This is a genomic window from Sorangium sp. So ce131 (assembly GCF_051519095.1).
Classification (GTDB): Bacteria; Myxococcota_A; Polyangia; order Polyangiales; family Polyangiaceae; genus Sorangium.
In genome coordinates this window covers 12,020,878-12,044,526 of the sequence record NZ_CP150455.1, presented here as the reverse complement: position 1 = coordinate 12,044,526, position 23,649 = coordinate 12,020,878, and the positions used below count along the sequence as shown (strand labels likewise).

Here is a 23,649-nt window from a genome sequence, read left to right as displayed (position 1 = left end):
GACGCGCGGCGGCGCGTCCTGGGCCCGATGTTCGCGGCCCCTGTCGCCGCCGCGCTCCCTTCAGCGATAAGGCCCTACCGCCGCCGCGCCCGGCAGCTTGCAGGAGCCGCTCGCGCAGGAAGGGTGTCCGAACCATCCAGCGATCCACTTCCTGTTGCCCGAGAGCATGTGGAAGAACCGCTCTGCCACCTTCGAGAGCGTGTCGCCGCTCAGCCAGTACGACCATTCGCGGTAGCCCTCGAGGGCCCAGAGCGCGATGATGAAGGCCGCGGGTCCGGCCCAGACCTCGCCGCGGTCGCTGACCACCACGAGGTCCTCCCCGAGCCAGGGCACTTCCCCGAACCGTGTCGCTGCCTCGTCCGACCCCGCGGCCATGAACTCGATCTCGACGAGGGCGGCCTGGTGCTCCATCCAGTGGCGGCACCGAACGCACAGCGCGCAGTCCGCATCATAAAGTACGGTAATCCGCTTCATCATGGCTTTTATGCCCGCGCCTCGAGCCTCATCTGCGGCGCCACCGGCGGCGGCAGCACCGCGAGCTTCGCGCGCCGGCGGATCCGGTGAAACACATACAGGTTCCCGAAGTGCATGCACGCGAGCGAGAGCAGCAAGAGCCCCAGCTTCGACGACAGCACCTCGATCCCTTCCGCCACGGTAGCCGAGCGGTCCGCCTTCAGGATGAGCGACGCGTACCCCAGGTTCACCAGGTAGAACCCCACCACGAGCAGCCGGTTCACCGCCTCGGCCATCCTCGGGTTGTCTCCGAACACGTCCTCCAGGAACACCGCTCCATTCTTGAACAGCGTCCGCGCGATCCAGATCGTCAGCCCGACGCTGATGACCGCATAAGCCCCGTACACCGCGATGATATAGCCCTCGAAGGTGCTTTCCATGGTTCGTCTCCTCGACACCCCCTCTCAGCAGCCCTCGTGCCACGCCCCGGATCCGCGCGCGCCGGCGCCTCCGACGCGCGCCGCCGCCCTCTCCCGCCTCCGAGCGCCGTCCCGCGCCCACCCCTCGCCGCCCCGCGCGCCCACCTCGTGGACGATCCCCTGCCCACGCCGTGGACACCTCCCGCTCGCCCCCCCTCCGCTCCCGGCGTTATCGTGACGTGACACCCTCCACCCCCCGAGCCTGTGAGACCCCTCGTCGCCCTCGCCTACTATCCGCTCTGGGCCGTGGCCGTGACCGTCGCCGTCACCGCCCTGCGCCTCGGGCGCAACGTGGGCCGCGGCCTCGTCGCCCTCTGCTTCTTCCTCGCGTTCTGGGTGACAGGCCTCATCCTGCTCGAGACCGACGGCACCCTCGCCCTCGCCGAGCACGTCCTCCCGAGCGGGATCATCGTCGCCGCGGGCCTCGCCCACGCCTATGCCGACGTCGCCGGCGCCTCCCGCCGCCCCGTCGCCCTCGCTTACGCCGTGAGCGCCGCCGTCGCGCTGCTCGGCGTCTCCTCCCCGCGCCTGCTCTACGGCCCCGGCGCCCGCTCGCCGGGCCCGCTGTTCTTCCCGCTCGCCGTCGTGATGGCCGTCGCCTCCATCGGGGTCGGCGTCCACCTCGCGCGCTCGATGCTCGCCGCCCGCGGGCTCCAGCAGCGGCGCATCGCGGCGCTCTTCTTCGGCAGCGTGCTCGCGACGCTCGGGGGCGGCTTCGTCGTGGTGCTCCGTGTGCTTGGTCTCGGCGACGTGCTCCTCGGCGCGCCCGTCTTGCTCCTCGCCATCCTGCTCGTGGCCTACGCCGTGCTCATCGGCGAGCTGGGCCGCTCCCGCCGCGTCTTCGCCCAGGGGCTCGCCTACGCCGGCCTCACGGCGCTCCTCTCGTCGCTCGGGCTCGTCGTCTTCTTCAAGGTCCTGCCCGCGCTCGCGCCCGGCGCCGGCGCCTCGCTCCCCTGGCTCGTCTTCGTGGTCTTCCTCGCCGCGCTCCCGTCCGATCCGCTGCGCATGTTCGTCGTCGAGCACCTCGGGCGCCGGCTCTTCGACCGGCCCATCGGCGTCCGCGACCTCGCCGAGGAGATCGAGCGCGTCGAGGTGCGCGCCGATCAGGCCGAGCGCCTCGCCGAGCTCGGGCGGCTCGCCAGCGCCGTCGCGCACGAGATCCGCAACCCGCTCGGCGTCATCGCCGCGCAGACGAAGCTCCTCGAGCGGCAGGGCGCGAAGCCCGAGACCGTGGCCTCGCTGCGCGCCCAGGTCGACCGGGCGAGGCGCTTCCTCGACGACCTGCTCCGCTACAGCCGCCCGAGGCCGCTCGAGCTGAGCGAGGTCGACGCGCTCGCCGCGCTCCGGCTCGCGGCGACCCAGGTCCGGCAGATCGTCGGCGAGGGCGCGCCGCCGATCGAGATCGCCGCCGCCCCCTCCGGCCCCATCTTCGTCGAGGCCGACCGCGGCGCGTTCCTCGACGTCGCGACCGCGCTCCTCCAGAACGCGGCCATCGCGCTCGACGGCAGCGCCGAGGGGCGGATCCGCGCGGGCGTCGCGCGCGGCGAGGGCTTCGTCACCGTGTGCGTGGAGGACAACGGCCCGGGTGTGCCGGAGGAGATCGAGGCGCGGCTGTTCGAGCCGTTCGTGACGGGCCGCGGGCGCGACGCGAAGCACCCGGGCACCGGCCTCGGTCTGGCCGTCGCGGCGCGCTGGCTGGAGCGGCACGGCGGCTCGCTGCGCCACGAGCGCGCCCCGGGCGGCGGCGCGCGCTTCGTGGCGCGGTGGCCGGAGCGGGCGGCGCGGGCGGGGTGAGAGGGAGGGCGCGGTGGCGGCCGGGGCCGGGGGGGGCGAGAGCGGGGTGAGACGGTGGCCGGAGCGGGGGAGGAGCGCGGGGGGATGCAGGGGACGCAGGACGCGCAGGCGCACCGGACAGGCCTGGATCCGGGCCTGGTCCGCGCGGTAGGGTCAACCGTGACCGAGGCTGTCCTGCTCATCGACGACGACCCGGGGTTCCGCGACGCCTACCGCGAGCTCCTCGCGCAGGAGGGGTACGCCGTCGCCGAGGCGGGCGCCGCGCCCAAGGCGCTCGCGGAGCTCCGCCGGTCGAGCGCGCGCCTCGTCGTGCTCGACCTGATGCTGCCGCCGTCGGGGCGACCCGAGGAGGGCGCCGCGCTCGCGGAGAAGATCCTCGCCGAGCGGCCCGCGGCCAAGGTGATCGTCGTCTCGGGCGCGGGCGAGACCCCGCTCGCCCTGCGCCTCGTCCAGCGCGGCGCCTACGACTTCCTGGCGAAGCCCGTCGACCCGGACGTGCTGCTCGCGGTGGTCGCGCGCGCGGCGGCGCGGCTCGAGCTCGAAGATCGGGTGGCGGAGCTCGAGCGGACGCTGACGTCGCGCGAGGGCGACGCCTCGGCGCTGCTCGGGCAGTCGCCGGCGTTCCTGGAGGCGAAGACCCTGTGCGAGCGCGCGGCGCCGACGGACGTGCCGGTGCTCATCACGGGGGAGTCGGGGACCGGCAAGGAGGTCTTCGCCCGCTACCTGCACGCGCGGAGCCGCCGGAAGGACAAGCCCTTCATCGCCGTCAACTGCGGCGCGCTCGCGGAGGCGCTCCTCGAGTCGACGCTGTTCGGCCACAAGAAAGGCGCGTTCACGAGCGCGATCAAGGACGCTCCGGGCCTGTTCGTCGAGGCCGACGGGGGCACGCTCTTCCTCGACGAGCTCGGCGACATGCCCCCTTCGCTGCAGGTGAAGCTCCTGCGGGTGCTCGAGACGGGCGAGATCCTCCCGGTCGGCGCGGCGCGCCCGCTGACCGTGGACGTGCGCATCGTGTCGGCGACGCACCGGCCGCTCGAGGTGATGATCGCGGACAGGACCTTCCGGGACGACCTTTACTGGCGCGTGCGGGGCATCGAGATCGCGCTGCCGCGGCTCGCGGACCGGGTGGGGGATCTGCCGCTGCTCGCGCAGCACTTCCTGAACGTCTCGCGGGCGCTCGTGCCGCGCTCGCCCGTGACGACGATCTCGCCGTCCGCGATGCGCCGGCTCGAGGCGTGCGACTGGCCCGGCAACCTGCGCGAGCTCCGGCACGAGATGCAGCGCGCGCTGGTGATGGCCGGGGGCAGGGGGGAGATCCTCGAGGAGGACCTCTCCCCGGCGCGGCGCGGCGGCGCGCCGGCCGCAGCGGGCGCGGGCGTGGGCGCCGCGAGCGAGGAGGCGGCCGAGGGGGCGACGCTGGAGGAGAAGATCGCGGCGCTGGAGCGGCGGGAGATCGCCGCCGCGCTCCGGGCGACGCAGGGCAACCGGAGCCAGGCCGCGGCGCGGCTCGGGCTGTCGCGCCAGGGGCTGCTCAACAAGATGGATCGTTACGGGCTGAAGTGAGCGCGGACGGGATGATCCGAGCGGAGCCCCGCTGCCGGTCGGCATCCGGCCGGCGCGCAGCTCCCTGTCTGCCGGCGGCGACAGGGCAGCGCGCGGCGCGAGGGGCCCTGACGGGGAACGCGGCCAGGATGACCACCTCGTAGGACAAGGGTCAGTTCAGCACGGCTCGTCGGCGTCTGACTCCGGGGACGCCGGGCTCTCCGGGGACTCCAGCGACGGATGGGCTGGCGCCGTGGAGTCGCCGGCAGGTCCCGGCAGGGCATGAATCAGGTCGCGAAACGCTTCGTCCTGAGGCAACGGGTGAACGTCGGCGCTCTTGAGCTCTGCCAGGCGCCGCCTCTCGGCCCCGAGCTGGATTGCTCGCGCCAGCAGGGTTCGAGCGCGCTCCTCATCGCCAAGGAGGAACGCGACGTAGCCAGCGTTTCGGAGGGTGAACGGGGCGTCAGGCCTGCGATTTATCACAGCAGAAAAGCTCGCGCCTGCCTTTTCAAGGAGCGGGCGGGCGATTTCAGCATCGTTCCAGTGTTGCTTGGCCTGTCTTAGCTGAGCAAGGCCGATATTGCTGAATGCGTGTGCAACGAGGTTTCTTAGGCTCGTCTCCTTGGCATCGTTGAATCGATGTACGATCTCGAGGCTGGCGGTCAGCCCCTCATCGGTCCGATTCAAGGCATGAAGCTGGGCGCCCTTGTTGAGCAGCGCTCGAGCTACCTGCTCGCGCAACGTCGCTCCGGGCGCGTCGCCGAAGCGGCGCACCACCTCGTCGTATGCCGCCAGCGCCTCTTCGCCTCGCTCCGACGCGCCGAGCCGGACGCCCTTGTAGAGCAGAGCGCGCGCTACCGGCTCGAGCAACGTCGCTTCGGGCGCATCGCCGAAGCGACGCACCACCTCGTCATATGCCGCCAGCGCCTCTTCACCTCGGCCCAGGTCCGCGAGCTGTGCGCCTCTCATGAAACTCGCTCGCGCTACTTGCGAGCGAATGGACGGCTCCGGTGTGTCGCCGAACCGGCGGCGTACCTCATCATAAATCGCCAGCGCCTCCTCGCCTCTCTCGACGTCGCTGAGCTGAGCCCCCTTCATGACCAGCGCCCGCGCGACCTGCTCTCGCAGCGATAGCTCCGGCGCATCCCTGAACCGGCGGAGCACCTCGTCGAAGGTCGCGAGCGCCTCCTCGGTCCGTCCGGCGGCGCCGAGCAGATCGCCTTTCTCGACCAACGCTGTCGCGACCTGCTCTCGCAGAGGTATCTCCGGCGAGTTCCTGAACCGGCGGAGCACCTCGTCAAGGGTCGCGAGCGCCTCCTCGGTCCGGTCGACGGCGCGGAGCAGATAGCCCTTCGCGACCAACGCTGTCGCGGCCTGCTCGCGTAGAGACAGCTCCGGCGCGTCGCTGAAGCGCCGGAGCACCTCATCGTAGGCTGCCAGCGCCTCTTCAGCTCGGTCGGAGATGTTCAGGATGCCGCCCTTGTTGACCAGCGCCTTCGCGACCTGCTCGCGCAGCAACAGCTCCGACGCGCCGCTGAACCGGCGGAGCAGCTCGTCATATGCAAGCATCGCTTCTTCGAGTCGGCTGGAGGCGCTGAGTTGAATGCCTTTGTTGAGCAGCGCGCGAGATACCGTGTCCCTCAGCGACAGCTCCGGCGCATCGCTGAACCTACGGAGCACTTCGTCGTATGCGGCCAGCTCTTCTTCGATCCGATTCAGCTTGCCAAGTTGAATGCCTTTGTTGAGCAGCGCGATCCCTACTTGTTCGCGCTGTTCAAACGCGGAAGCGTCGCCGAAGCGAGCAACCGCTTCATCGTACGCTGCGAGCTCTTGCTCATCGCGCTTCAGATCCCCCAGCGCGATGCCCTTGCTTACAATCGCAGCCGCGATGACGTTCTGTGTGTCTGGATCGCGTACGTCGCCGAAGCGGAGCACGATGCCCTCGTAGCTGGCAACGGCCTCTGAGAGCCGATTTCGCTCGGCCAGGAAGTTGGCGTAGATGAGCTGGAGCGACGGATCGTCCGGATTCTGCAGAATCATCTCCTGCAGGTCTCTCTCGTTCTTCAGCTTCCGGAGGAGCTCCTGCTCGACTGCAACCCTCTCCGCGTCTCCCATGCCGCCCAGGTTGTCTTGCGCGTCCTCCGGGCTCTCGCAATCGAGGCACTCGGCGAACTGCTCGAACGCTTGCGCAAGCGAGCCCGTCTCGTTCGTGGCCTGCTCCTCGACCGCGATCTTCTCGCCGTACGCATAGAAGCTCTGGTGGGGGATCCGCACCATGTTGAAGTACAGCTCGAGATCGCAGACGTCCAGCTTGTACGCCTCTCGGAACATCCGCTCGAACGCGCCTCTCGCGCGCGCGACCCAGTGCCGCTTCAGCGACTCCTCGCTGTTCTCCACCCGGGATAACAAGGGGAATAGCGGCAACGGCCGAGCGTCCGCCGACACCCTCCGCTCCTGCACGGACTGCCAGCCCGCCTCCAGCACGCCGCGCAGCGACTGCTCGTTGGGCGAGAACACGAGGACCAGCTTGTCCGGGAGCATCATCGTGCAGATGCTGCCGATGTCCGTCACCCCTGTGCGCGAGTCGATCAGCACGTAGTCGTACCGACGCCCGAGCTCCACGGCCAGCATCGGGAATACCTCGGCGTAGGCGTCGTAGAACGCCTGCCAGTCAAACCGGCGCACCCGCTCGGGGTAAGCCTCGTCGAACCGCGCCGCGGCCATGAAGTGCATCTCGGCCAGCTGCGCCCGCTTGACGTTCGGATTCCTGAGGCGGACCCGGTAGAGGTATCCCGGAGAGCCTAGAAGCTCGGCGATGATCGCCCGCACCCGCTCCTGTGCAGCCGGCTCCTGGAAGCCCTCGCCGTTCGGGTACTCGCGCTGGAGCCGCTCCTGAAGCGCGTGGAAGAGCTCGATGACTCCATCCTGGAGCCCGGAGGGCGCGTACCGACTGAAAGAGCTCTCCTCGGAGGTCAGGAAATAGCGATGCAGCCCGGGCGCCTCGAAGTCGAAGTCGAGCGCCAGGACCTTCTTGCCCCGCTGCGCGAAGAGCGCCGCCACGTTGGCCAGCGCCATCGAACGGCCGACACCTCCCTTGAAGGAGTAGAAGGTGATGACTTGCCCGCGATCACGCTTACGCATCACGTCTTTGTTCAGGCTGCCCAGCGATGCGGTCCGGGCGCCGCCAGCGAGCGCAGCGGCCGGCGGCGAGGCGGCCCGCTCAGCTTCGGGAGATCCACGTCCGGGAGACGGCGTCGCAGCGCTTGCCGCGCCTCCTCCGCCCATGGATTGCCCGGATCATTGAGCCAGGCTGCGAGCACGGGTTGTGCGCTCGGCTGGAGCCACATCCCCTGGAGGAGCGGGCCGGGATCCTGCCCGAGAGATCTCGCCCGCTGCATGAGGAGCGGGAGCTCCTCCGCGGCGGCCTTCGGGTCCTGGAGGCGCAGCCCGATGAACGCTCTTGGCTGCCAGGCCGTCGGCCCCTCGCGCCACCAGCACATCCAGAAGTCGCGCACGTCGGCGATCCCTGTGGGCTGAGATACGGCCAGCGCGGCGAGGGCCGCGCGGCCAAGCACCGCCGTCGGATCGGCTGCGAGCGGGGCTTCATGCCGTGCGAGCCAGGCACGCAGCGGCGTGAAAGCGCCTGTCAGCGCCAGCCGCGGAACGATCTCGAGCATGCCGCGGATCACGGGTCGAGCGGCCTCGCTGATCGGAGAGGCCTCCTCGCTCTTGAAGTACGATGCGATCGCCTCCTCGAGCCGCAGCCGAAAGCCCGCGTCTGCGCGCGCGATCACCTCGAAGACCTCTTCCGCCCCCTCGCCGCGACGGTCGTCGAGCGGCGGTCCTTCCGCATCAGGTTGCGCGAGCCTCCGGCAGAGGAGCGAGAGCAGCTCCGGGCCGGTCGCGGCAGACTGAACGGCGTCGATCCAGGCGTCGGGCGGCGTGTGGTTCATCGAGGCGCGCTCCTGCGCAGGAAGGGACGCGTGCTCCAGTCGAAGCTCGGGACCGCCATGCACTCGGCGTTCATCGTTCCGGCGGGTGTAATCTCGGCGATGACCTCGGGCAAGCCGGGGCCGTCGTCCTGCATGTCACGGGCGTATCCCCACGGTTCGCCAGGCCGGTGTTCGCTCTCCGGCCGGGCGCGCCAGTCCGGCTCCTGAGCCCCGGGGCGCAAGCCGTCGAAGAGTGTCGGCAGCGCGAAGAGGGCGCCGGCCGCACGGAGGGCTCCTATGGGAACCTCAACCCGGAGGACGAGCCCACCGGCGGGTTTCCAGGGGAGCCCCAGTCGCCGCAGCGTCTCGTCGGAGCTCGTGGGGATGGAGTTCCCCGTCGCGCCGAAGGTGAGCCAAGCGAAGCGGGCCCTGGGAATGACCTGGAAGTGATCGCCGGCCGTCAGCGTATCCGCCAGCTCCCCTGGGACGCTCCCCTCGGCCCACGCCGAGCCTGGAGCGAGATCGTAGCGACGGGTCCGGCTGAACCAGCCCGCAGCAACATGGTTGATCCCCTGGGTCGGCAGATGCGCCTGCTCGGCTGCCGTAAGCGGACGCAGGCGCTGCAGAGAGCTGATGACGTGCAGCAGGAGCGCAGGCCCAGCGAGGCCTGCAGGGGCCGTGTCGAGCGCGCTCTGGACGGCCGCGAGCTCCGCCGCGCCGTACCAGGCGTCTTCCCGCACGTTCCACGCGATCCACGCCGCTGCACGATGGTCGGCGCAGAAGGCGATCCATTCAGCCGGACTTTGCGCAGCGCGTACACGGGACGCGTATGCTGTCGGCAGATCGTCCAGGTGCACCCGCCGATACTCTCACCCGCGCCTGCGTCGGGCAAGCTCCCGCCGGGTCGCTGTAGTGCGGCGCAGGAACCGGCAGCCGCCACGAGGGCCAGCAACTGGCCCGGCAACCTGCGCGAGCTCCCTCACGAGATGCGGCGTGCGCTGGTGATGGCCGGGGGCAGGGGAGAGATCCTCTGAGGAGGAACTCTGTCTGGCACGGTGGCGAGTCCGGCGCGGGTGTGATGCGATGCCATGCGAAAAATTCAGCCTACGAAGAATGCTGCGAGGGGGCGCCAGCCTCCAAAAAAACATGAGCCGCGCCGGGCGCAGGCCGGCACTGAAAGGACCGAACGCGCGGCTCGCCATGATGGTCGCCGACGGCTCGCCCGTCGCGAGCGGCGGGCGCCGCGCCATGAGCCACTTTCAGGAGGAGTCATGTCGCTTGGCCGGATCATGCTTGCAGGGTGCCTGTCGCTCGTCGGGTGTGCGCTCGTCGCCTGTGGGAACACCGACGCGGATCGGTATGGGGAAGGGCATGGCAACGTGGTCGTCGTCCCGCCGTCGGACTCGCCCGAGGGCGACGGCTGCACGCTCACGCAGGGCTACTGGAAGAACCACGAGGAGAGCTGGCCGACGTGGTCGCTCGTCATCGGCGGGGTCGAGTACTCGCAGGAGGAGCTGCTCGAGATCTTCCGGACGGCGCCGCGGGGCGACACCAGCCTGATCCTCGGCCACCAGCTGATCGCGGCGCTGCTCAACGTGGGGAGCGGCGCGAGCGACGCGGCCCTCGACGGGGCGCTCGCGGAGGCCGAAGCGTGGATGGTCCGCAACAAGGACGCTGACGGCCGGCTCCCGTACGGCGTCAAGCGGGGCAGCGAGGCGGAGGAGGCGGTCTCGCTGGGGGACAAACTCGCGGACTTCAACGAAGGCGGCATCGGCCCCGGCCACTGCGACGACGGCCCCGGCAGCAGCTCCGGGGATCCGGGCGGCACGGGCGGCGGCTCCTCGGGGGACCCGGACGACGGCGCGGGCGGCTCCGGGGATCCGGACGGCGGCGAGGGCGGCTGCGGCGCGCACGACGGCGGCGACAGCGGCAGCGGCGGCGACGACGGCGGCGGTGACGACGGCGGCGGCGACGACGGCGGCGGCGACCCGAGCGGGACCGGCGGCGGGTCGTCCGTCGGGACGTGCGCGGCGGCCTGCGGCGACGGCGCTGCGGCGTGCGCTGCCGGATTCGCCTGCATCGAGGGGTGCTGCGCGGCCATCGTTCGCTGAGCTAAGCGCTCGCGGCGGGCGCGCAAAGTCACGGTCGAGCAACACGAGGCTCCACGTCCACGGCGTCGAGCGTCCCTTCTAAATTGTTCGCGGACTCGATTCGACTCAGCCAATTCAATCCATCGAGAGCACGGGCGAGATCGACAGCGCGCCGAGCTTGTTGGGAAAACGCCTCTCGAGCGCGCTGTCCGCGGGCAGCGGCGCGGAGCCGAGCACGTCCGCGCAGCTGCCGTCGCAGCCCTGGCAGAGCGCCACGCCGCCCTCGGCGGCCAGCTCGAACGCCCCCTCGCGATCCGCGGCGACACGCAGGAACTGGCCGACCTCCGGCATGACGAAGGTGCTTATCGTGTCCGACCGGAGCCGGATGACCTCGGGCTCGGCGCACGCCGCGCTGGACCACGTCGCCTCCGCGTGCAGCTCGGTGCGCGTGGGCGGCATGTTCAGCTCGATGTCGTGCAGCTCTCCGATCCGCGTGAGCGCGAACCGCTCGCCGAGCGCAGGCAGCCAGTGCTCCCCCCGGACAGCGCCGATCGCGGGGACCCCGCCGCGGAGGAGCACCTCGCGCCCGCTGCCGTCACACGCCACGGCGCGCAGCCGCGCCCCCTCGGTGACGAGCCTGACCGGCGCCTCCGTGCTGAAGACGCGCTCGCCGGAGCCCGCGCAGGTCGGGCCGACCTCATCGGTCGCCGCCAGCGCGTCGCCGGCGCAGGCCCAGACCGGGCGGCAGGCGGGGATCTGCGACCGCGAGAGCAGGGTCGACCAGACGGTCTCCAGCTCGACGCCGTAGACCGCCTCGAACTTCGCCGGGAAATGAAGCTCCGGGATCGAGCGCGAGACGCTCTGGTAGAGCTCTCGAAACTTGGGTACGCCGCCGTGCTCGTCGAGCAGGTGTGTCACCAGCGCGCCGGCGAGGACGTAAGCGAACTGGCCGCCGGATTTCGCCCCCTCGAACACCTCTTGCCAGCTCCGCGACCGATCGGGAGGGCTCCACGGTTGACACGAGAGCGCCACGGCGAGGCCCTCGCCGAGCATCGCCGCGCTCTGACCCCAGCGCGGGGTCACATAGGCGTGGATCAGCTCGTGAGGATCGAACGCGCGGCTCGTGCGGAGCTCACCGCCTTGATAGCAGCCGCTGCTCCCGCCCGGGCACCCCGCGTGCTCCTCGAAATCGGCCTGGTCGAGGAACTTGTAATAGTCGATGACGGCGTCCTCGGGCCACGCGATCTCGAGCTCCGACGTCATCTGCTCCAGGTGCCGCTCGAGGGCGGCGTGCACATCGCTGCAGGCCCGCTCGTCCCCCTCGCGCGCGTGGTACCGGAAATGCGCGGAGCTCGACGTCACCCCGCCGTCCCACGCGACGTCGAACGAATCACAGCCGGGCAGCGCGACGAGCATCGTCGCGACGCCGGAGAGCAGTCTTCGATTCATGACGAACAGCTCCTGTCCCGCGGCACCTCCCCCGCGGCGCGACCGCCGTGCCTGTCTCGTCCGCCGGAGGAGGTGTCGTCTTGGTTGGGTCGAGCTCCGGCGCGCGCCTCGCGCGGAGCACCTCGTTCGAGGTTATGGCACGGGGTGCACGCGCACGGCGCCGAGCCCGAGCGGCGCGCGCATCTCGAGCACGGCGCTCTCGAGCCGCGGAAGCATCGTGAAGCTGATCACGTCCACGCAGCCGGCTTCACAGTCCTCGCAGAACGCCGCCACGCCGTCGGCGCTCGCGCCGAGCTGCCGCTCGCCGTCGGCGAGCACGTGCACCTTCTGCCCGGCCTCCGGCATCACGAACGTGCTCGTCGCGTCCGGGGGGAGCCGGACGGCCTCGGGTTCAGCGCAGGTCGCGCTCGACCACGCCCCCGCCGCGCGGAGCTCCGTGCGTGTGGGCTCCGCGCCCGTGGTGATGTCGTACCCTTCGCCGATCCGCGTGAGCGCGAACCGCTCCCCCAGCGCAGGCCAGAAGTGCTGTCCTCGAAGCGCTCCGAGCTCGGGCTGCTCGCCGCCCAGGAACACCTCGCGTCCGCCTCGATCACACGAGACGGCGCGCAGCCCCGGGCCCTCCGTCAAGAGCACGCTCGGCGAGTCCGTGCGGAAGACGCGCTCTCCAGAGCCCGCGCAGGTCGGCCCGACCTCGTCGACCTCCGCCAGCTCGTCGGCCGCGCAGGCCCAGACGGGGAGGCACACCGGGATCTGCACGCGCGCGAACAAGCCGGACCAGACGGACTCGAGGCTCGCGCCGTAGACAGACTGGAACACGGACTCGATGTGAGAGGCCGAGCTCGACGCCGAGACGCCCCGGTAGAGCTGCTCGAACCGGGACATCCCGCCGCGCTCGCTGAGCAAGTGAGTCACCAGCGCGCCGGCGAGCCGGTAGCTGGAGAGGTCGGCGTCCCGGACCCCGGCGAAGGCGTCCTGCCAGGCGACGCCCTGGCCGACGCGGCCCCACGGCCGGCACGAGAGCGCCACCGCGATCCCCTCTCGGAGCAGCGGCGCGCTTCCGCCCCAGTGCGGAGCCGTGTAGGCGTGTATCAGCTCGTGCGTGTTCATCGCGTGGGGCGACCGGATCCCTGCGCCCGAGTAACACGACTCGAGGTGCTCCGGGCACCCGGAGCTCTCCTCGTAATCGCGCGCGTCCCTGAACTTGTAGTAGTCGATGACGGCCTCGTCGGGCCAGTCGATGCCGAGCTCCGCCGTCATCACCTGCAAGTGCCGCTCGAGCGCCGAGTGGACGTCGCTGCATGCGCGCTCGTCGTCCTCGCGCGCATGGTAGCGAAAGTGGGCGGAGCTCGACGTCACGCCCCCTACCCAGTCGACCTCGTGATCACCACAGCCGGGCAACGCGCTCGCCGCGAGCGCGAGGCCGAGGATCCTGCGTCGATTCATGGTGGACCGAGCTTAGCTTGCGGGGGATCGAGGATCACTGGCAGAAGACGTCGTCGTGGGTGAGGCGGACGCCGGCCTGGACGTCGAGGGACTGAGCGTAGAAGCGTCCGCGGGCGGAGGGAGAGGAGGGAGAGCTCGCGGTCTCGATGAGCAGCCGGCCATTGGGGGCGACGACGACGCCCCAGAAGTCGGCGGAGAGCCTGGCCTCGGCGCCGGCGAAGCCGAGGTAGAGCGGCGCCGGGACGGTGGCGCCCGCTGCGCCGGCGACGCGGGTGACGGAGCCCTGGAAGACGAGCTGGTCTCGGACGAAGAGCTGAGCGCTTCCGTCGTCGGGGACGATGATCTGAGCCTGCGGAGAGAGCTCGAGCCGCTCCATGGTGGTGACGCCGGGGGCGAGGGTGAGCTTGGCGCGCGACTTGACGACGACGTTGCCGTAGCTGCCCTGGGCGATGGCTTGAGTCTGGTTAGGCTCCAGGAGGACGCCGGGCCCTGTGCCGACGGCCGGCAGCGCGGGGAGCTGCGGGCGCGGGAAGTCGGCGTCGGCGACGATGGCGCCGACGGTGACCTGGTTTCCGAGCTGGAAGGGCCCGCCGTGGTGCAGGCTGGCGAGCGAGGCGCGGTCCATCACGGTGATGGCGGGCAGGCTGAACACGTCGCCGAGCCGGACGTCGTTGCGCAGGGTGGTGGGGAGATTGCCCACGCTCATGGCGGAGCCGCGCACGCCGCCGTCGGCCGCGACCTCGACGCGGTCACCGAGGGTGAGCGAGCGGGTGGCGAACAACGTCGGCTCGGAGGCGACGTGGACCTGCTGAGCGAAGGTGACAGCGCCGTTGTCGTTGGTGGCGGTCCACTCGACGACGCTGGTGCCCGCGGGGAGCGAGGCGCGGCCGTCGACCACCGGGATGGAGGCCGGCGCGCCGTTGACCGACACCACGCGCCCGGTCACCGCCGGCGCGCCGCCGTTGCACGGGTTGACCGCCTGCGGCGCCTCGAGCGTCACCGCGCTCGCGCCCGGCTCGCAGCTCCTGATGTCCACCTCCGCGGCCGGGCTCACGAACTCCGGCAGCGTCTCGTCCACCACGGTCACGACCAGGTTGTCGTACGCGTAGGCCCCCGCCGCGTCGAACGCCTCGAGCACGATGGAGTGTTGTCCGATAGGCAGGCTCACCTGCGCCGAGCTGCCCGTCGCGATCGTCGCCTTGTCCTTCGACCAGAGCAGCCGGCTCAGATCGCCGTCCGTGTCGGTCGTCGCCGACCCGTCCAGGATCACCGCCGCCTCGCACGAGGCGTCCGTCGCGGCGATGAGCTGGTCCGCGCCGGCGCGGGCGATGGGGGCCCGGTTGTAGACCACGTCCGAGGCGCCGAACACCGAGCCCTCGACGCTCCCGCCGAAGATTTGACCGCCGAACTGGAGGCTGAACGTCACCTCTCCCGTCTCCGTGTCGAACGTCCCCGTGACGGCCCTCTCCGAGTGGACCACGACCGTGTGCCGGACGCCGTCGATGAGCCCCGTCGCGTGGTACTCCGTGCCTTCAGGGATGGAGAACAGGAACAGGCGCTCGCCGTCGATGGACGCCGCGAAGGAGTCGACGGGCTGCGCCGTGAACACGGTCAAGCCCGCGATCGAGCGGTCCTCGTACTCGAAATCTTCATACTCGACCTCCAGGTCGTTGATCCGGATACGGCACCCGTGGGTCGGGCTGTTCGCGCAGGTCGGGTCAGGGACCTTCAGCGACGCGTGCCCCCGCTCGACGCTCACGCTCCTCGACTCGCCGCCGACGACCACGGATCCGACCGCGACGAGGCTGACGTCGAAATCCGGGCTGAACGGGGGGCCGGGGAGCGCCTCGAGCGGCTGGCTGCTCTGATCGAACGCGTGGTCGCATTCTCCCGGATGCACGGCGTCGCCATGCAGCTCGCTCGCCTTGGGTACGGCCCGGCAGCTCGGCTCGCCCGGCGCGGGGGCGGGATTGTAGACCGGATCCAGGCCCTGGCAGAGCTGGAGGCTGCACGCGGCCTCGGGCGTGATCGACGCTTGATCGAAACACGTCCAGAGGTCGTTCCGGCCGGCCATCGGGATCCACTGCACCGAGCCGTCTGGGTTCGTCGCGATCCTCCGGCACTCCAGGTCGCCCTGGTCGTTGATGGCCACGTCGGCGCAAAGGGTGACCTCGGCGGAGCAGTAGACCTTGTCCGGCTTGACGGAGCGGACGGGCTCGGGCGCCCCATCACACGCCGCGCCGGCCGCGCCGCACACCATGGCTGCGATTATCTTCCATCGATTTGACATGAGTTCCTCTCTAATGGTCTTTCGTCGGGGCTGACCGCGACCGCTCGCGCGGCGGCCGCCCCGCGGAGGGAGAGCGCGCGGTGAGCCGCAGGCGCCTGGAGCGCCCGCGGCTCACCGCTGCGCGTCACTGGCAGAAGACGTCGTCGTGGGTGAGGCGGACGCCGGCCTGGACGTCGAGGGACTGAGCGTAGAAGCGTCCGCGGGCGGAGGGAGAGGAGGGAGAGCTCGCGGTCTCGATGAGCAGCCGGCCATTGGGGGCGACGACAACGCCCCAGAAGTCGGCGGAGAGCCTGGCCTCGGCGCCGGCGAAGCCGAGGTAGAGCGGCGCCGGGACGGTGGCGCCCGCTGCGCCGGCGACGCGGGTGACGGAGCCCTGGAAGACGAGCTGGTCTCGGACGAAGAGCTGGGCGCTGCCGTCGTCGGGGACGATGATCTGAGCCTGCGGAGAGAGCTCGAGCCGCTCCATGGTGGTGACGCCGGGGGCGAGGGTGAGCTTGGCGCGCGACTTGACGACGACGTTGCCGTAGCTGCCCTGGGCGATGGCTTGAGTCTGGTTAGGCTCCAGGAGGACGCCGGGCCCGGAGCCGATGGCCGGCAGCGCGGGGAGCTGCGGGCGCGCGAAGTCGGCGTCGGCGACGATGGCGCCGATGGAGACCTGGTTTCCGAGCTGGAAGGGCCCGCCGTGGTGCAGGCTGGCGAGCGAGGCGCGGTCCATCACGGTGATGGCGGGCAGGCTGAACACGTCGCCGAGCCGGACGTCGTTGCGCAGGGTGGTGGGGAGATTGCCCACGCTCATGGCGGAGCCGCGCACGCCGCCGTCGGCCGCGACCTCGACGCGGTCGCCGAGGGTGAGCGAGCGGGTGGCGAACAACGTCGGCTCGGAGGCGACGTGGACCTGCTGAGCGAAGGTGACAGCGCCGTTGTCGTTGGTGGCGGTCCACTCGACGACGCTGGTGCCCGCGGGGAGCGAGGCGCGGCCGTCGACCACCGGGATGGAGGCCGGCGCGCCGTTGACCGACACCACGCGCCCGGTCACCGCCGGCGCGCCGCCGTTGCACGGGTTGACCGCCTGCGGCGCCTCGAGCGTCACCGCGCTCGCGCCCGGCTCGCAGCTCCTGACGTCCACCTCCGCGGCCGGGCTCACGAACTCCGGCAGCGTCTCGTCCACCACGGTCACGACCAGGCTGTCGTACGTGTAGGCCCCCGCCGCGTCGAACGCGCTGAGCTTCACGCGGTGCTCCCCGATCGGGAGCGACGCCACGATGCTCGGACCGGAACCGAGCGTCGCGGAGTCGGTCGACCAGGTGATCGCGCTCAGGTTCCCGTCGGCGTCCGTGGTCGCGCTGCCGTCGAGCGCCACGGTCGCCTCGCAGGAGTCCACCGCCGTCACGGTCTGATCCTCCCCGGCGACCGCGATCGGAGGCCGGTTGCCGACCACGCTCGTGGTCGCCAGCGCCGTCCCGCTGACGGACTGGCCCGCGACGGTGCCGCCGAACGACATGCTGAGCGTGATGGCCCCCGACTCCCAGTCATAGGTGCCCGTGACCGCCGACGTGGTCTGGACGCTGAGGGTGGCCCGCTCGCCGTCGACCCTGCCGGTGGCGTTCAGCACCGTGCCGCTCAGCATCTCGAAGGCCACCTGCGTCGTCCCGCCGATCGGGAGGGCGAGGCTGTCGACAGGACCGGCGAGGAACACCTTGAGATCCTCGATGCTGTGCCCTTCGAACGAGAAGTTCTCGTAACGCACCTCGAGCGCGTTCACGCGCACGCGGCACTGGCCAGGCGGGCTGCTCGCGCACGTCGGATCGGGCGTCTTCAGCGAGATCGAGCCTCCCTCGACCTGCACGAGCTGGGTCGACCCTGCGATCTCCAGCGAGCCCGAGCCCGCCAGATCGCCGTAGAAGTCCGGGCTCGACGGCGCCCCCGGGATCGCGGGGTCGAACTCGAGCGGCTGGCCGCTCGACGCGGTGCACTCCCCCGGCTGCACGCCGTCGTTCGGGTTGGCCGGATCGTCCAGGACCACCGCCTCGCAGCGCGGCTGGTCGACCGGGAAACCCTGCGAGTTCGTGACGACGGGGTTCATCACCGGGTTCAGCCAGTTGCACTCCCGCTCGCACGCTTGCTCCGGCGTCATCTCGGCCGGATCGAAGCACACGGACTGCCCTTTCCCCTCAGGAGACTGCGGGTGGAGCACGGTGAAGCCGTTCGCGTCCCGCTCGACGGAGAGGCAAGCCACCGGGATGCCGTCCTGGTTCGGGATCCAATCCTGACATTGCGTCTTCTTGACGGAGCACCACACCCTGTCCGTCGGCTCCTCATCCCCCCAGGGCGGACCCCAGTCGACGTCGCAGCCGGCGCCTACCAGCGCCAAGAGCCAACCTGCCGCAAGAATGCTATGACGTTTCATGATCAACCTCTTCCTGTAAGCTCATTCCGTTGTGTGAAAGAGACACGTGTCCACAGGCGCCGGCCTGTGAGGCCGGCGCTTCGAGGAGCTAGAGAGTCCGACCGGCGCGCCCTCGCCGCTGACGGAGCTCGCGCTCGCCGCTGACGGAGCTCGCGCTCGTCGCTGACGGAGCTCGCGCTCGTCGCTGACGGAGCTCGCGCTCGGCTTTGGTCCGCGCCTACTCGCCGAGCGCGCCCGGGAGCTCCGAGCGGTCGAACTGCCGCGCCTGCTCCGGATCCAGCATCCCGAGCACGCGTGATCGCGTGAACTGGTTCAGCCGATCCATCAGGAAGTCGCCGCGCGGGTGCCCCACGAACGACAGGCCGTGCTTGCGGTGCTCGGTCAGCACCACCGCGATGGCCTGCTTCTTCTCCGGCGCGACGCCCGCGCGCTCGCAGAAGGCGTCGAGCTCCCGCGCGACCGCGCCTTCCAGCGACGCGATCATGCCCTTGAAGCCCAGCGTCGGCGTCGCGGCCCGCCGCGCGGCGCTGTCCGCGCGCTCGTCTGCCGCCGGCGTCGCGGCCGCGGGCGCCGGCGGCGCGTCCGGCCCGTCCGGCGCGCCGAGGCGCGCGATCCTCGCGCCGAGCCCTGCGTTTGTACCCATCACGCCCGCTCCGAGCGCAGCTCCGGCCAGCGCGACGGCCAGGCCGACCTTAGCAATTCTCATGGCCCACCTCGAAAACCCGGGCTCCGCTCGCCCGTCCTGCGCTCCTCACGAAGCGCGTCACGGGGCTGATGTAACACCGGCTCTCCGGGCCGCTCGTTAGATGAGTGTTAGAACCCAGGTCGCGTCACGGACCACGTTCAAGCGCAGCCGACGTCATTTCATGCGATTACGGCAGACAGGGCCGCTCCCGCGGCCGGCTCCGCGTCAGGCCGCTGCGTCGGGAAGGAGCGACGGCCAGCTCCGGGGCGGCTTGAAGCGGTACGACGGCGCGGGACCGTCGATAACGTGCTCGACCTCGTCGAGCCGGCTGCCAGGCAGCAGCACCCCGCCGAGGGCCTCCCGGACCTGCGGTATGCGCGCCGGATCGAAGCCCATTTCCTGCGACGCGATCGCGTCCACCACGCTCGGATCGAGCCCGCCGATCAACAGCCCTGCGCGCACCGGCGTCGCCCCGAGCGGCCCCTCGCCCTCGCCGGCGACGATGCCGTCCACGATCGTGAGGTATCGCCGCTGCGGCTCCCCGCGCAGCGCGCCTTCCCGGCTCGCGAAGAAGAGGATGCGGTTGAGGTCCAGGATCGTCCGCCAGAGCGTGTCGTTGCCCTCCCAGCTCCCGTCGATGACCTTGGGCGGCGCCGCGAGCCGCGGCGCGCGCGCGACGAGCGAGTGATCGCCCGGGAGAGGGAGCCGGCTCAGCTTGTCCTCCACCACGTCGGCGAGCGCCTGCGGCCTGTCGAACTCGTCGCCGCCCACCGACGGATCGCCCTCGGTGAAGTGCGGGAGCCAGTACTTCTCGTTGGTCAACCCGATCACGCTCTTCAGCGCGAGGGTGACGCCCGTCTTCTTGTGCGTCTTCAGCTTGGGTAGATTGATGACGACATCCGCGTCGAGCACCGTCTGGGGGATGCTGTACTCGTGCCGCTCTCCGGCGTGGTGCGGCACCGGCGTCGCGTAATGGCTGCGATGGAACCGGAGCGCGGAGGGGCGCGGCGCGCCCGCGCGGGCGAAGAAGCTGTCGCGCCCGAGGTCGACGACCCGGTAGCCGCCGGGATCGCCGGGCAGGGGGCGCCGCAGCAGCAAGCCGAGGTTCCAGGAGCGGCCGAAGCGGCGCACGTCGTCGAGCGCGAAGACCGGCGCGACCCGGAAATAACGCAGGTCGATGAAGTCGACGTCGTGCCCCTGCGCCTTCAGGTGGTCGATCACGTCGAAGATGCCGAGCGGACCGGCGACCTTCTCGATCTCGCAGCCCTCGACCGGCGAGTCGACCACACGCACCCTCCCGCGCGGGCCGGCGGCGCGGAGCGCGTAGTCGAGCACGGGGCGGAGGAGCGAGCCGTGGGTGCTCGAGGCGGCGAGCCGCTCTCCGGTGATCTTCTGGTGGAGGTTCTTCGACGAGACGAGGTTCGGCTTGATGATGACGCGATCGCCCGGCGCGATCAGGTCGCCGAGCGGGTTCCACGCCGGCGTCCCGGCGCGGGCCGCGTCGAGGCCGAGCCGGCGGAAGAGCGCCTCGACCGCCTCGTACACCGGGTTCGGCGGGCCGTAGGGCGCCGCGTCGACATACCCGAGGCCCGGCCTCGATACCGTGACGACGCGGCTCATCGTCGCTGCCATCGGGAGCGCCTCGTCACCCGCCCGCGCCGTTCTCGCCGGGCGGCACGATCACCGCCGGCGCGGCGCGCTGGAAGTCGACGTTCAGGCGCGAGACGCTCGCGAGGTGTTTGCCCGTGCGGACGAGCTCGATGTCGTCCGCGAACTCGACGTCGATGCGCATCCGCTCGCCGAGGTACTGGCGGAACGTCGCGAGCACCTCCTCCAGCACCTGCGCAGAGAACCGCCCGCCCTTGACGACGCGGAACGTGATCGCGTCGCGCTCCTCCTGCACCACCTGGAACCGCTTGATCGCGTAATCGAACTCCTTGAGGTAATGCGCGAAGAACGAGCTCGGCAGGTAACGCCCGTCCGTCCCGCGGATGATCGACTGGACCCGCCCCTCGATGCGCCCGATCCGCGGCGCGCCGCGGCCGCACGGGCACGGCGCGGCCGGATCCATCGCCTCCGCGAGATCGCCGATGCGGTAACGGACGAAGGGCATGCAGAAGTTGTTGAGATCGGTGATCACGACCTCCCCGATCTCCCCGGGCGCCGCCGGGCGCCCGTCGCGGAGGATCTCGACGATGTACCCCTCGGCGACGACGTGATGGCCCTCGTGCGCCTCGCACTCGTACGCGATGCCCGAGAACTCGCGGCTGCCGTACTTGTCGAAGACCTTGCAGCCGAACGCCTCCTCGATGAGCCGGCGGCTCGGCAGCGGCAGCGTCTGCGCGCTCGACATGATCGCGCGCGGCCGGGCCGCGACGTTGCCGGTGCTCTTGACGTAATGGGCGAGGAAGTCGAGCGCCTCGGCGTACCCGTCCATGAGCACGGGCTGCACCTCGGCGATCGTCGCGATCATCTTGCCCAGGTTGTCGTCGGACAGCTTGAAGACGGGGATGAACGTCCGGTTCGACAGGATGGCGTCCGCGCGCTCGCGGGCCACCTGCGATTTGGTCATGCCGATCGTCTGGTGCCAGAGCCGCACGCTCGGGTCGCCGAACCGGTAGCCCGTCCACTCCTGCGCTCGCAGCGTGGCCGCCCAGCGGAACTCGAGCTGCGCCCGGTCGGCGTAACACACGAAGGGCTCGCCCGTGGAGCCGCTCGTCGTGATCCGCAGGACCTGCGATTTGTCGTGGTTCTCCGACATGATGTCGAAGTAGAGGTGGCGCCGGATATCCGCCTTGGTGAGGAACGGCAGCTTGTGGAGGTCCTCCTGGCCGCGGATGTCCTCGGGCCGGAGCTTGAGCTCCTGCATGCGCGCGCGGTAGTACGGGACGTTGCGGTAGCAGTGCCGGAGCAGCCGCCGGAGCTTCTCGTCCTGGAGCTCGCGGGTCTCTGCCGGCGTGAGCCACTGGGTCTTCCGGAGCGTCTCGTAATAGTGCTCGACGTCGCGCGTGATCATCCAGTGGGTGTGGTTGAACGCCGCGAGGTACGCGCGCCACCGCGCCGTGACGAGCGGATCGCGCGCCGGCGAGCGATCGACGACCGGGTGGCGGCGGAGGTACTGGGCGGCCGTGTCCGTCGGGATGTGGTCCACGCGGTACTCCCACACGGCCTTGCCGAGGTCGTAGAACGCCTTGGCCACCGCGCCCACCTCGGCTTTATCGAGGAAGGAGACGCCCTGCCTTCGCTGCTCGAAGATCGTCTCGACCTCCTTGTACGAGTAGCCCTTGGCGTGGGCGGCGACCATGATGAACGACTGCCAGTAGAAGTAGCTGCCCTTGTACGTGAGCAGGTCGAGGAACACCTCGCGGGCGCACATCACGAAGCCGCTCTTGTTGTCGTGGAGCGACATCCCGAAGGTCTTGTTGAGGAGGTAGTTGAGCCCGCGGCTCAGGTGGTACCGGCGGTCGCGGCGCCGCCCGACGGCGCTCCTCCAGCCCTGGACGACATCGACGCTGTGCTCGTAGAGCTCGCGCCGGAGGCGCAGGAGGTCCTCGGGCTGGTACTGGAGGTCGGCGTCGATGATGGCGACGAGCTTGCCGCGCGCGGCGCCCGCGCCGGTGCGCCACGCCGCGGTGATCCCGCGGTTCTGCGGGTGGAAGCAGCCGACCACGAGCCCTGGGTGCGCGGCCATGAGGGCGCGGATCGTGGTCGCGGTGCCGTCGGTGGAGCCGTCGTCGACGAGGAGGAGCTCCCCCGCGAGGTTGCCCTCGCGGAACACGCCGAGCACGCGCTCGGTGAGCTCGGGGATGTTCAGCTCCTCGTTGAGGCAGGGCACGATGACGGAGAGCTCGATCGGCGTCTCCGGGGCAAGCTCACGTTCGGTGTCGGACATGGTGGTGTCGCCTGGTTTGCCTGGGATGCGCCGCGCGCCGCGCGGCAGGAGGTTCACAGGGGGACGCAGCGGAAACACGCGCGGATCGGCAGCGCGTCGTGCGGGGCCGCGCGGCGCTCGGTCACGCGGAAGTGGCAGGAGAGCAGGCGGCCGAACTGCTCTGGGGTCCACTGGTGCAGGTGGTAGACGTCGCCGCCCCACTGGATCCGGTCGCGCAGGAGGTGTCCGACGGGCGTGCGGCGGACGAGGCCCTTCAGCCGGTTGATGAGCGGGTCGTTCGGCACGGTGATCGCCGCGACCCCGGCGGGCCGGAGCAGGCGCGCGAGGGCGGCGAGCACGGCCTCGGGGTCGACGGTGTGCTCGAGGACCTCGGTGCAGATGATCCGGTCGAAGCTCGCGGCGGGCAGGTCGAGCTTGTCGACCTCGCCCTTGAGGAAGCGGGCGTCGTAGCCCGCGAGGTTCTTGCGGGCGGTGGCGAGGAAGACGTCGGAGACGTCGATGGCGGTGATGTGCGCCCGGGGGAACATCCGCAGCACGTGCCCGCCGCCCGAGCCGATCTCGGCGAGATCGAGGCCCGCGCAGTCGCCGAGCATCTCGCGGATGATGGCGAGCCGCCTGCGCTCGATCAGCCGGATCGGCAGCGGGGCGCGGTCGTAGTAGTCGTCGATCGGGTGCTCCCGGGCGAGGCGGTCGTTGAGCGCCTCCACGTCGAGGTCGCCGGCGGCGTTCGGCATGGCGGCCCCATAGCACGGGGGCGCCCGAGCCTCACCCGAGGGGGCGCGCGGCCGAGCTGAGCGGGAGCGCGCGGCCCCCGGTAGCGCGGCCGCGGGCGGGGGGGCGCGGCGCACGGCGCCAGCCAGGCAGGCAGGCGCGTCGCGCGTGACCACGTTGACAGCCCCGAACAGGCGCCTGAGCTCCCGTTAATTTTACACCTGGAGCAGACAGCGGAGCGCGGCGGCCGCGCCGCGGATCGCCGCGGATCGGAGTGCAGGTCTCACACCGTACGAAGCATTTGCACGGGTCGCGGAAACTTCGGTCGATGCTGCGGATAATTGTGATTCTCGATTGGCACTTTTGTGTCGCCGATGATTCGATGTTTGATATGATATGTTCGTCGCAGCCTTCGGGTATGCTTATCTTACGCAACATCCGCGGCTGATCCTGAGTTGGCCTTGAAGATGTCCGTTCGGCGC

General features: G+C 70.7%; 16 protein-coding genes. 3 read left to right on the top strand and 13 right to left on the bottom strand.

Going from position 1 to position 23,649, the window contains the following annotated elements:
* Positions 1–60 precede the first annotated feature (60 nt).
* Together WMF43_RS43705 and WMF43_RS43700 are read right to left on the bottom strand one after the other, a co-directional pair.
* The gene (locus WMF43_RS43705) at positions 61–477 is read right to left on the bottom strand and encodes a thiol-disulfide oxidoreductase DCC family protein (RefSeq protein WP_437674187.1); all 417 of its coding nucleotides are present in this window, start codon (positions 475–477) and stop codon (positions 61–63) included.
* A gap of 5 nt (positions 478–482) precedes the next feature.
* Positions 483–893, bottom strand: a complete 411-nt coding sequence (locus WMF43_RS43700; RefSeq protein WP_437674185.1) for a hypothetical protein — start codon at positions 891–893, stop codon at positions 483–485.
* Positions 894–1,136: 243 nt separating this feature from the next.
* Between WMF43_RS43700 and WMF43_RS43695 the strand changes: the two genes are divergently transcribed.
* Together WMF43_RS43695 and WMF43_RS43690 are read left to right on the top strand one after the other, a co-directional pair.
* Positions 1,137–2,726 (top strand): ATP-binding protein, encoded by a 1,590-nt coding sequence (locus tag WMF43_RS43695; protein WP_437674183.1) that lies wholly within the window; start codon positions 1,137–1,139, stop codon positions 2,724–2,726.
* A 159-nt stretch (positions 2,727–2,885) separates the two neighbouring features.
* Positions 2,886–4,289 carry a sigma-54-dependent transcriptional regulator gene (locus WMF43_RS43690; protein ID WP_437674181.1) on the top strand — a complete coding sequence of 468 codons (1,404 nt, stop codon included), beginning with the start codon at positions 2,886–2,888 and terminating at the stop codon, positions 4,287–4,289.
* 156 nt (positions 4,290–4,445) lie between these two features.
* Here the strand turns inward: WMF43_RS43690 and WMF43_RS43685 are convergent, their stop codons facing one another.
* Genes WMF43_RS43685 through WMF43_RS43675 form a run of 3 tightly spaced genes read right to left on the bottom strand, consistent with a single transcriptional unit; the run spans position 4,446 to position 9,057 of the window.
* A complete protein-coding gene (locus WMF43_RS43685; protein WP_437674180.1) occupies positions 4,446–7,409 on the bottom strand; it encodes a KGGVGR-motif variant AAA ATPase in 2,964 nt (987 codons plus the stop codon).
* Between the two features lie 11 nt (positions 7,410–7,420).
* Positions 7,421–8,221 carry a hypothetical protein gene (locus tag WMF43_RS43680; RefSeq protein ID WP_437674178.1) on the bottom strand — a complete coding sequence of 267 codons (801 nt, stop codon included), beginning with the start codon at positions 8,219–8,221 and terminating at the stop codon, positions 7,421–7,423.
* The gene (locus WMF43_RS43675) at positions 8,218–9,057 is read right to left on the bottom strand and encodes a hypothetical protein (protein WP_437674176.1); all 840 of its coding nucleotides are present in this window, start codon (positions 9,055–9,057) and stop codon (positions 8,218–8,220) included. Before WMF43_RS43675 ends, WMF43_RS43680 begins: the two co-directional genes overlap by 4 nt.
* A 414-nt stretch (positions 9,058–9,471) precedes the next feature.
* Between WMF43_RS43675 and WMF43_RS43670 the strand changes: the two genes are divergently transcribed.
* The gene (locus WMF43_RS43670) at positions 9,472–10,311 is read left to right on the top strand and encodes a hypothetical protein (protein WP_437674174.1); all 840 of its coding nucleotides are present in this window, start codon (positions 9,472–9,474) and stop codon (positions 10,309–10,311) included.
* A gap of 114 nt (positions 10,312–10,425) precedes the next feature.
* Here the strand turns inward: WMF43_RS43670 and WMF43_RS43665 are convergent, their stop codons facing one another.
* The 8 genes from WMF43_RS43665 to WMF43_RS43630 form a co-directional block, all read right to left on the bottom strand.
* Entirely contained in the window at positions 10,426–11,739 is a 1,314-nt protein-coding gene (locus WMF43_RS43665; protein ID WP_437674172.1) for a hypothetical protein, read from the bottom strand.
* 132 nt (positions 11,740–11,871) lie between these two features.
* Positions 11,872–13,182 carry a hypothetical protein gene (locus WMF43_RS43660; RefSeq protein ID WP_437674170.1) on the bottom strand — a complete coding sequence of 437 codons (1,311 nt, stop codon included), beginning with the start codon at positions 13,180–13,182 and terminating at the stop codon, positions 11,872–11,874.
* 34 nt (positions 13,183–13,216) lie between these two features.
* Positions 13,217–15,442 carry a hypothetical protein gene (locus WMF43_RS43655; protein WP_437674169.1) on the bottom strand — a complete coding sequence of 742 codons (2,226 nt, stop codon included), beginning with the start codon at positions 15,440–15,442 and terminating at the stop codon, positions 13,217–13,219.
* Positions 15,443–15,596: 154 nt separating this feature from the next.
* Positions 15,597–17,879 (bottom strand): hypothetical protein, encoded by a 2,283-nt coding sequence (locus WMF43_RS43650; protein ID WP_437674167.1) that lies wholly within the window; start codon positions 17,877–17,879, stop codon positions 15,597–15,599.
* A gap of 217 nt (positions 17,880–18,096) precedes the next feature.
* Positions 18,097–18,585: a hypothetical protein gene (locus tag WMF43_RS43645; protein ID WP_437674165.1), complete on the bottom strand. Its 489-nt coding sequence runs from the start codon at positions 18,583–18,585 to the stop codon at positions 18,097–18,099.
* Between the two features lie 204 nt (positions 18,586–18,789).
* Positions 18,790–20,196 carry a DUF362 domain-containing protein gene (locus WMF43_RS43640; protein WP_437674163.1) on the bottom strand — a complete coding sequence of 469 codons (1,407 nt, stop codon included), beginning with the start codon at positions 20,194–20,196 and terminating at the stop codon, positions 18,790–18,792.
* Between the two features lie 13 nt (positions 20,197–20,209).
* Positions 20,210–22,456 carry a glycosyltransferase gene (locus tag WMF43_RS43635; RefSeq protein ID WP_437674161.1) on the bottom strand — a complete coding sequence of 749 codons (2,247 nt, stop codon included), beginning with the start codon at positions 22,454–22,456 and terminating at the stop codon, positions 20,210–20,212.
* A gap of 53 nt (positions 22,457–22,509) precedes the next feature.
* The gene (locus WMF43_RS43630; protein WP_437674159.1) at positions 22,510–23,190 is read right to left on the bottom strand and encodes a class I SAM-dependent methyltransferase; all 681 of its coding nucleotides are present in this window, start codon (positions 23,188–23,190) and stop codon (positions 22,510–22,512) included.
* Positions 23,191–23,649 lie beyond the last annotated feature (459 nt).

Coding starts and splice junctions, on each gene's coding strand:
- WMF43_RS43705 (WP_437674187.1), bottom strand. CDS start 477: ATGATGAAGCGGATTACCGTACTTTATGATGCGGACTGCGCGCTGTGC.
- WMF43_RS43635 (WP_437674161.1), bottom strand. CDS start 22,456: ATGTCCGACACCGAACGTGAGCTTGCCCCGGAGACGCCGATCGAGCTC.
- WMF43_RS43685 (WP_437674180.1), bottom strand. CDS start 7,409: ATGCGTAAGCGTGATCGCGGGCAAGTCATCACCTTCTACTCCTTCAAG.
- WMF43_RS43660 (WP_437674170.1), bottom strand. CDS start 13,182: ATGAATCGACGCAGGATCCTCGGCCTCGCGCTCGCGGCGAGCGCGTTG.
- WMF43_RS43650 (WP_437674167.1), bottom strand. CDS start 17,879: ATGAAACGTCATAGCATTCTTGCGGCAGGTTGGCTCTTGGCGCTGGTA.
- WMF43_RS43630 (WP_437674159.1), bottom strand. CDS start 23,190: ATGCCGAACGCCGCCGGCGACCTCGACGTGGAGGCGCTCAACGACCGC.
- WMF43_RS43700 (WP_437674185.1), bottom strand. CDS start 893: ATGGAAAGCACCTTCGAGGGCTATATCATCGCGGTGTACGGGGCTTAT.
- WMF43_RS43680 (WP_437674178.1), bottom strand. CDS start 8,221: ATGAACCACACGCCGCCCGACGCCTGGATCGACGCCGTTCAGTCTGCC.
- WMF43_RS43655 (WP_437674169.1), bottom strand. CDS start 15,442: ATGGTGTGCGGCGCGGCCGGCGCGGCGTGTGATGGGGCGCCCGAGCCC.
- WMF43_RS43645 (WP_437674165.1), bottom strand. CDS start 18,585: ATGAGAATTGCTAAGGTCGGCCTGGCCGTCGCGCTGGCCGGAGCTGCG.
- WMF43_RS43670 (WP_437674174.1), top strand. CDS start 9,472: ATGTCGCTTGGCCGGATCATGCTTGCAGGGTGCCTGTCGCTCGTCGGG.
- WMF43_RS43665 (WP_437674172.1), bottom strand. CDS start 11,739: ATGAATCGAAGACTGCTCTCCGGCGTCGCGACGATGCTCGTCGCGCTG.
- WMF43_RS43640 (WP_437674163.1), bottom strand. CDS start 20,196: ATGGCAGCGACGATGAGCCGCGTCGTCACGGTATCGAGGCCGGGCCTC.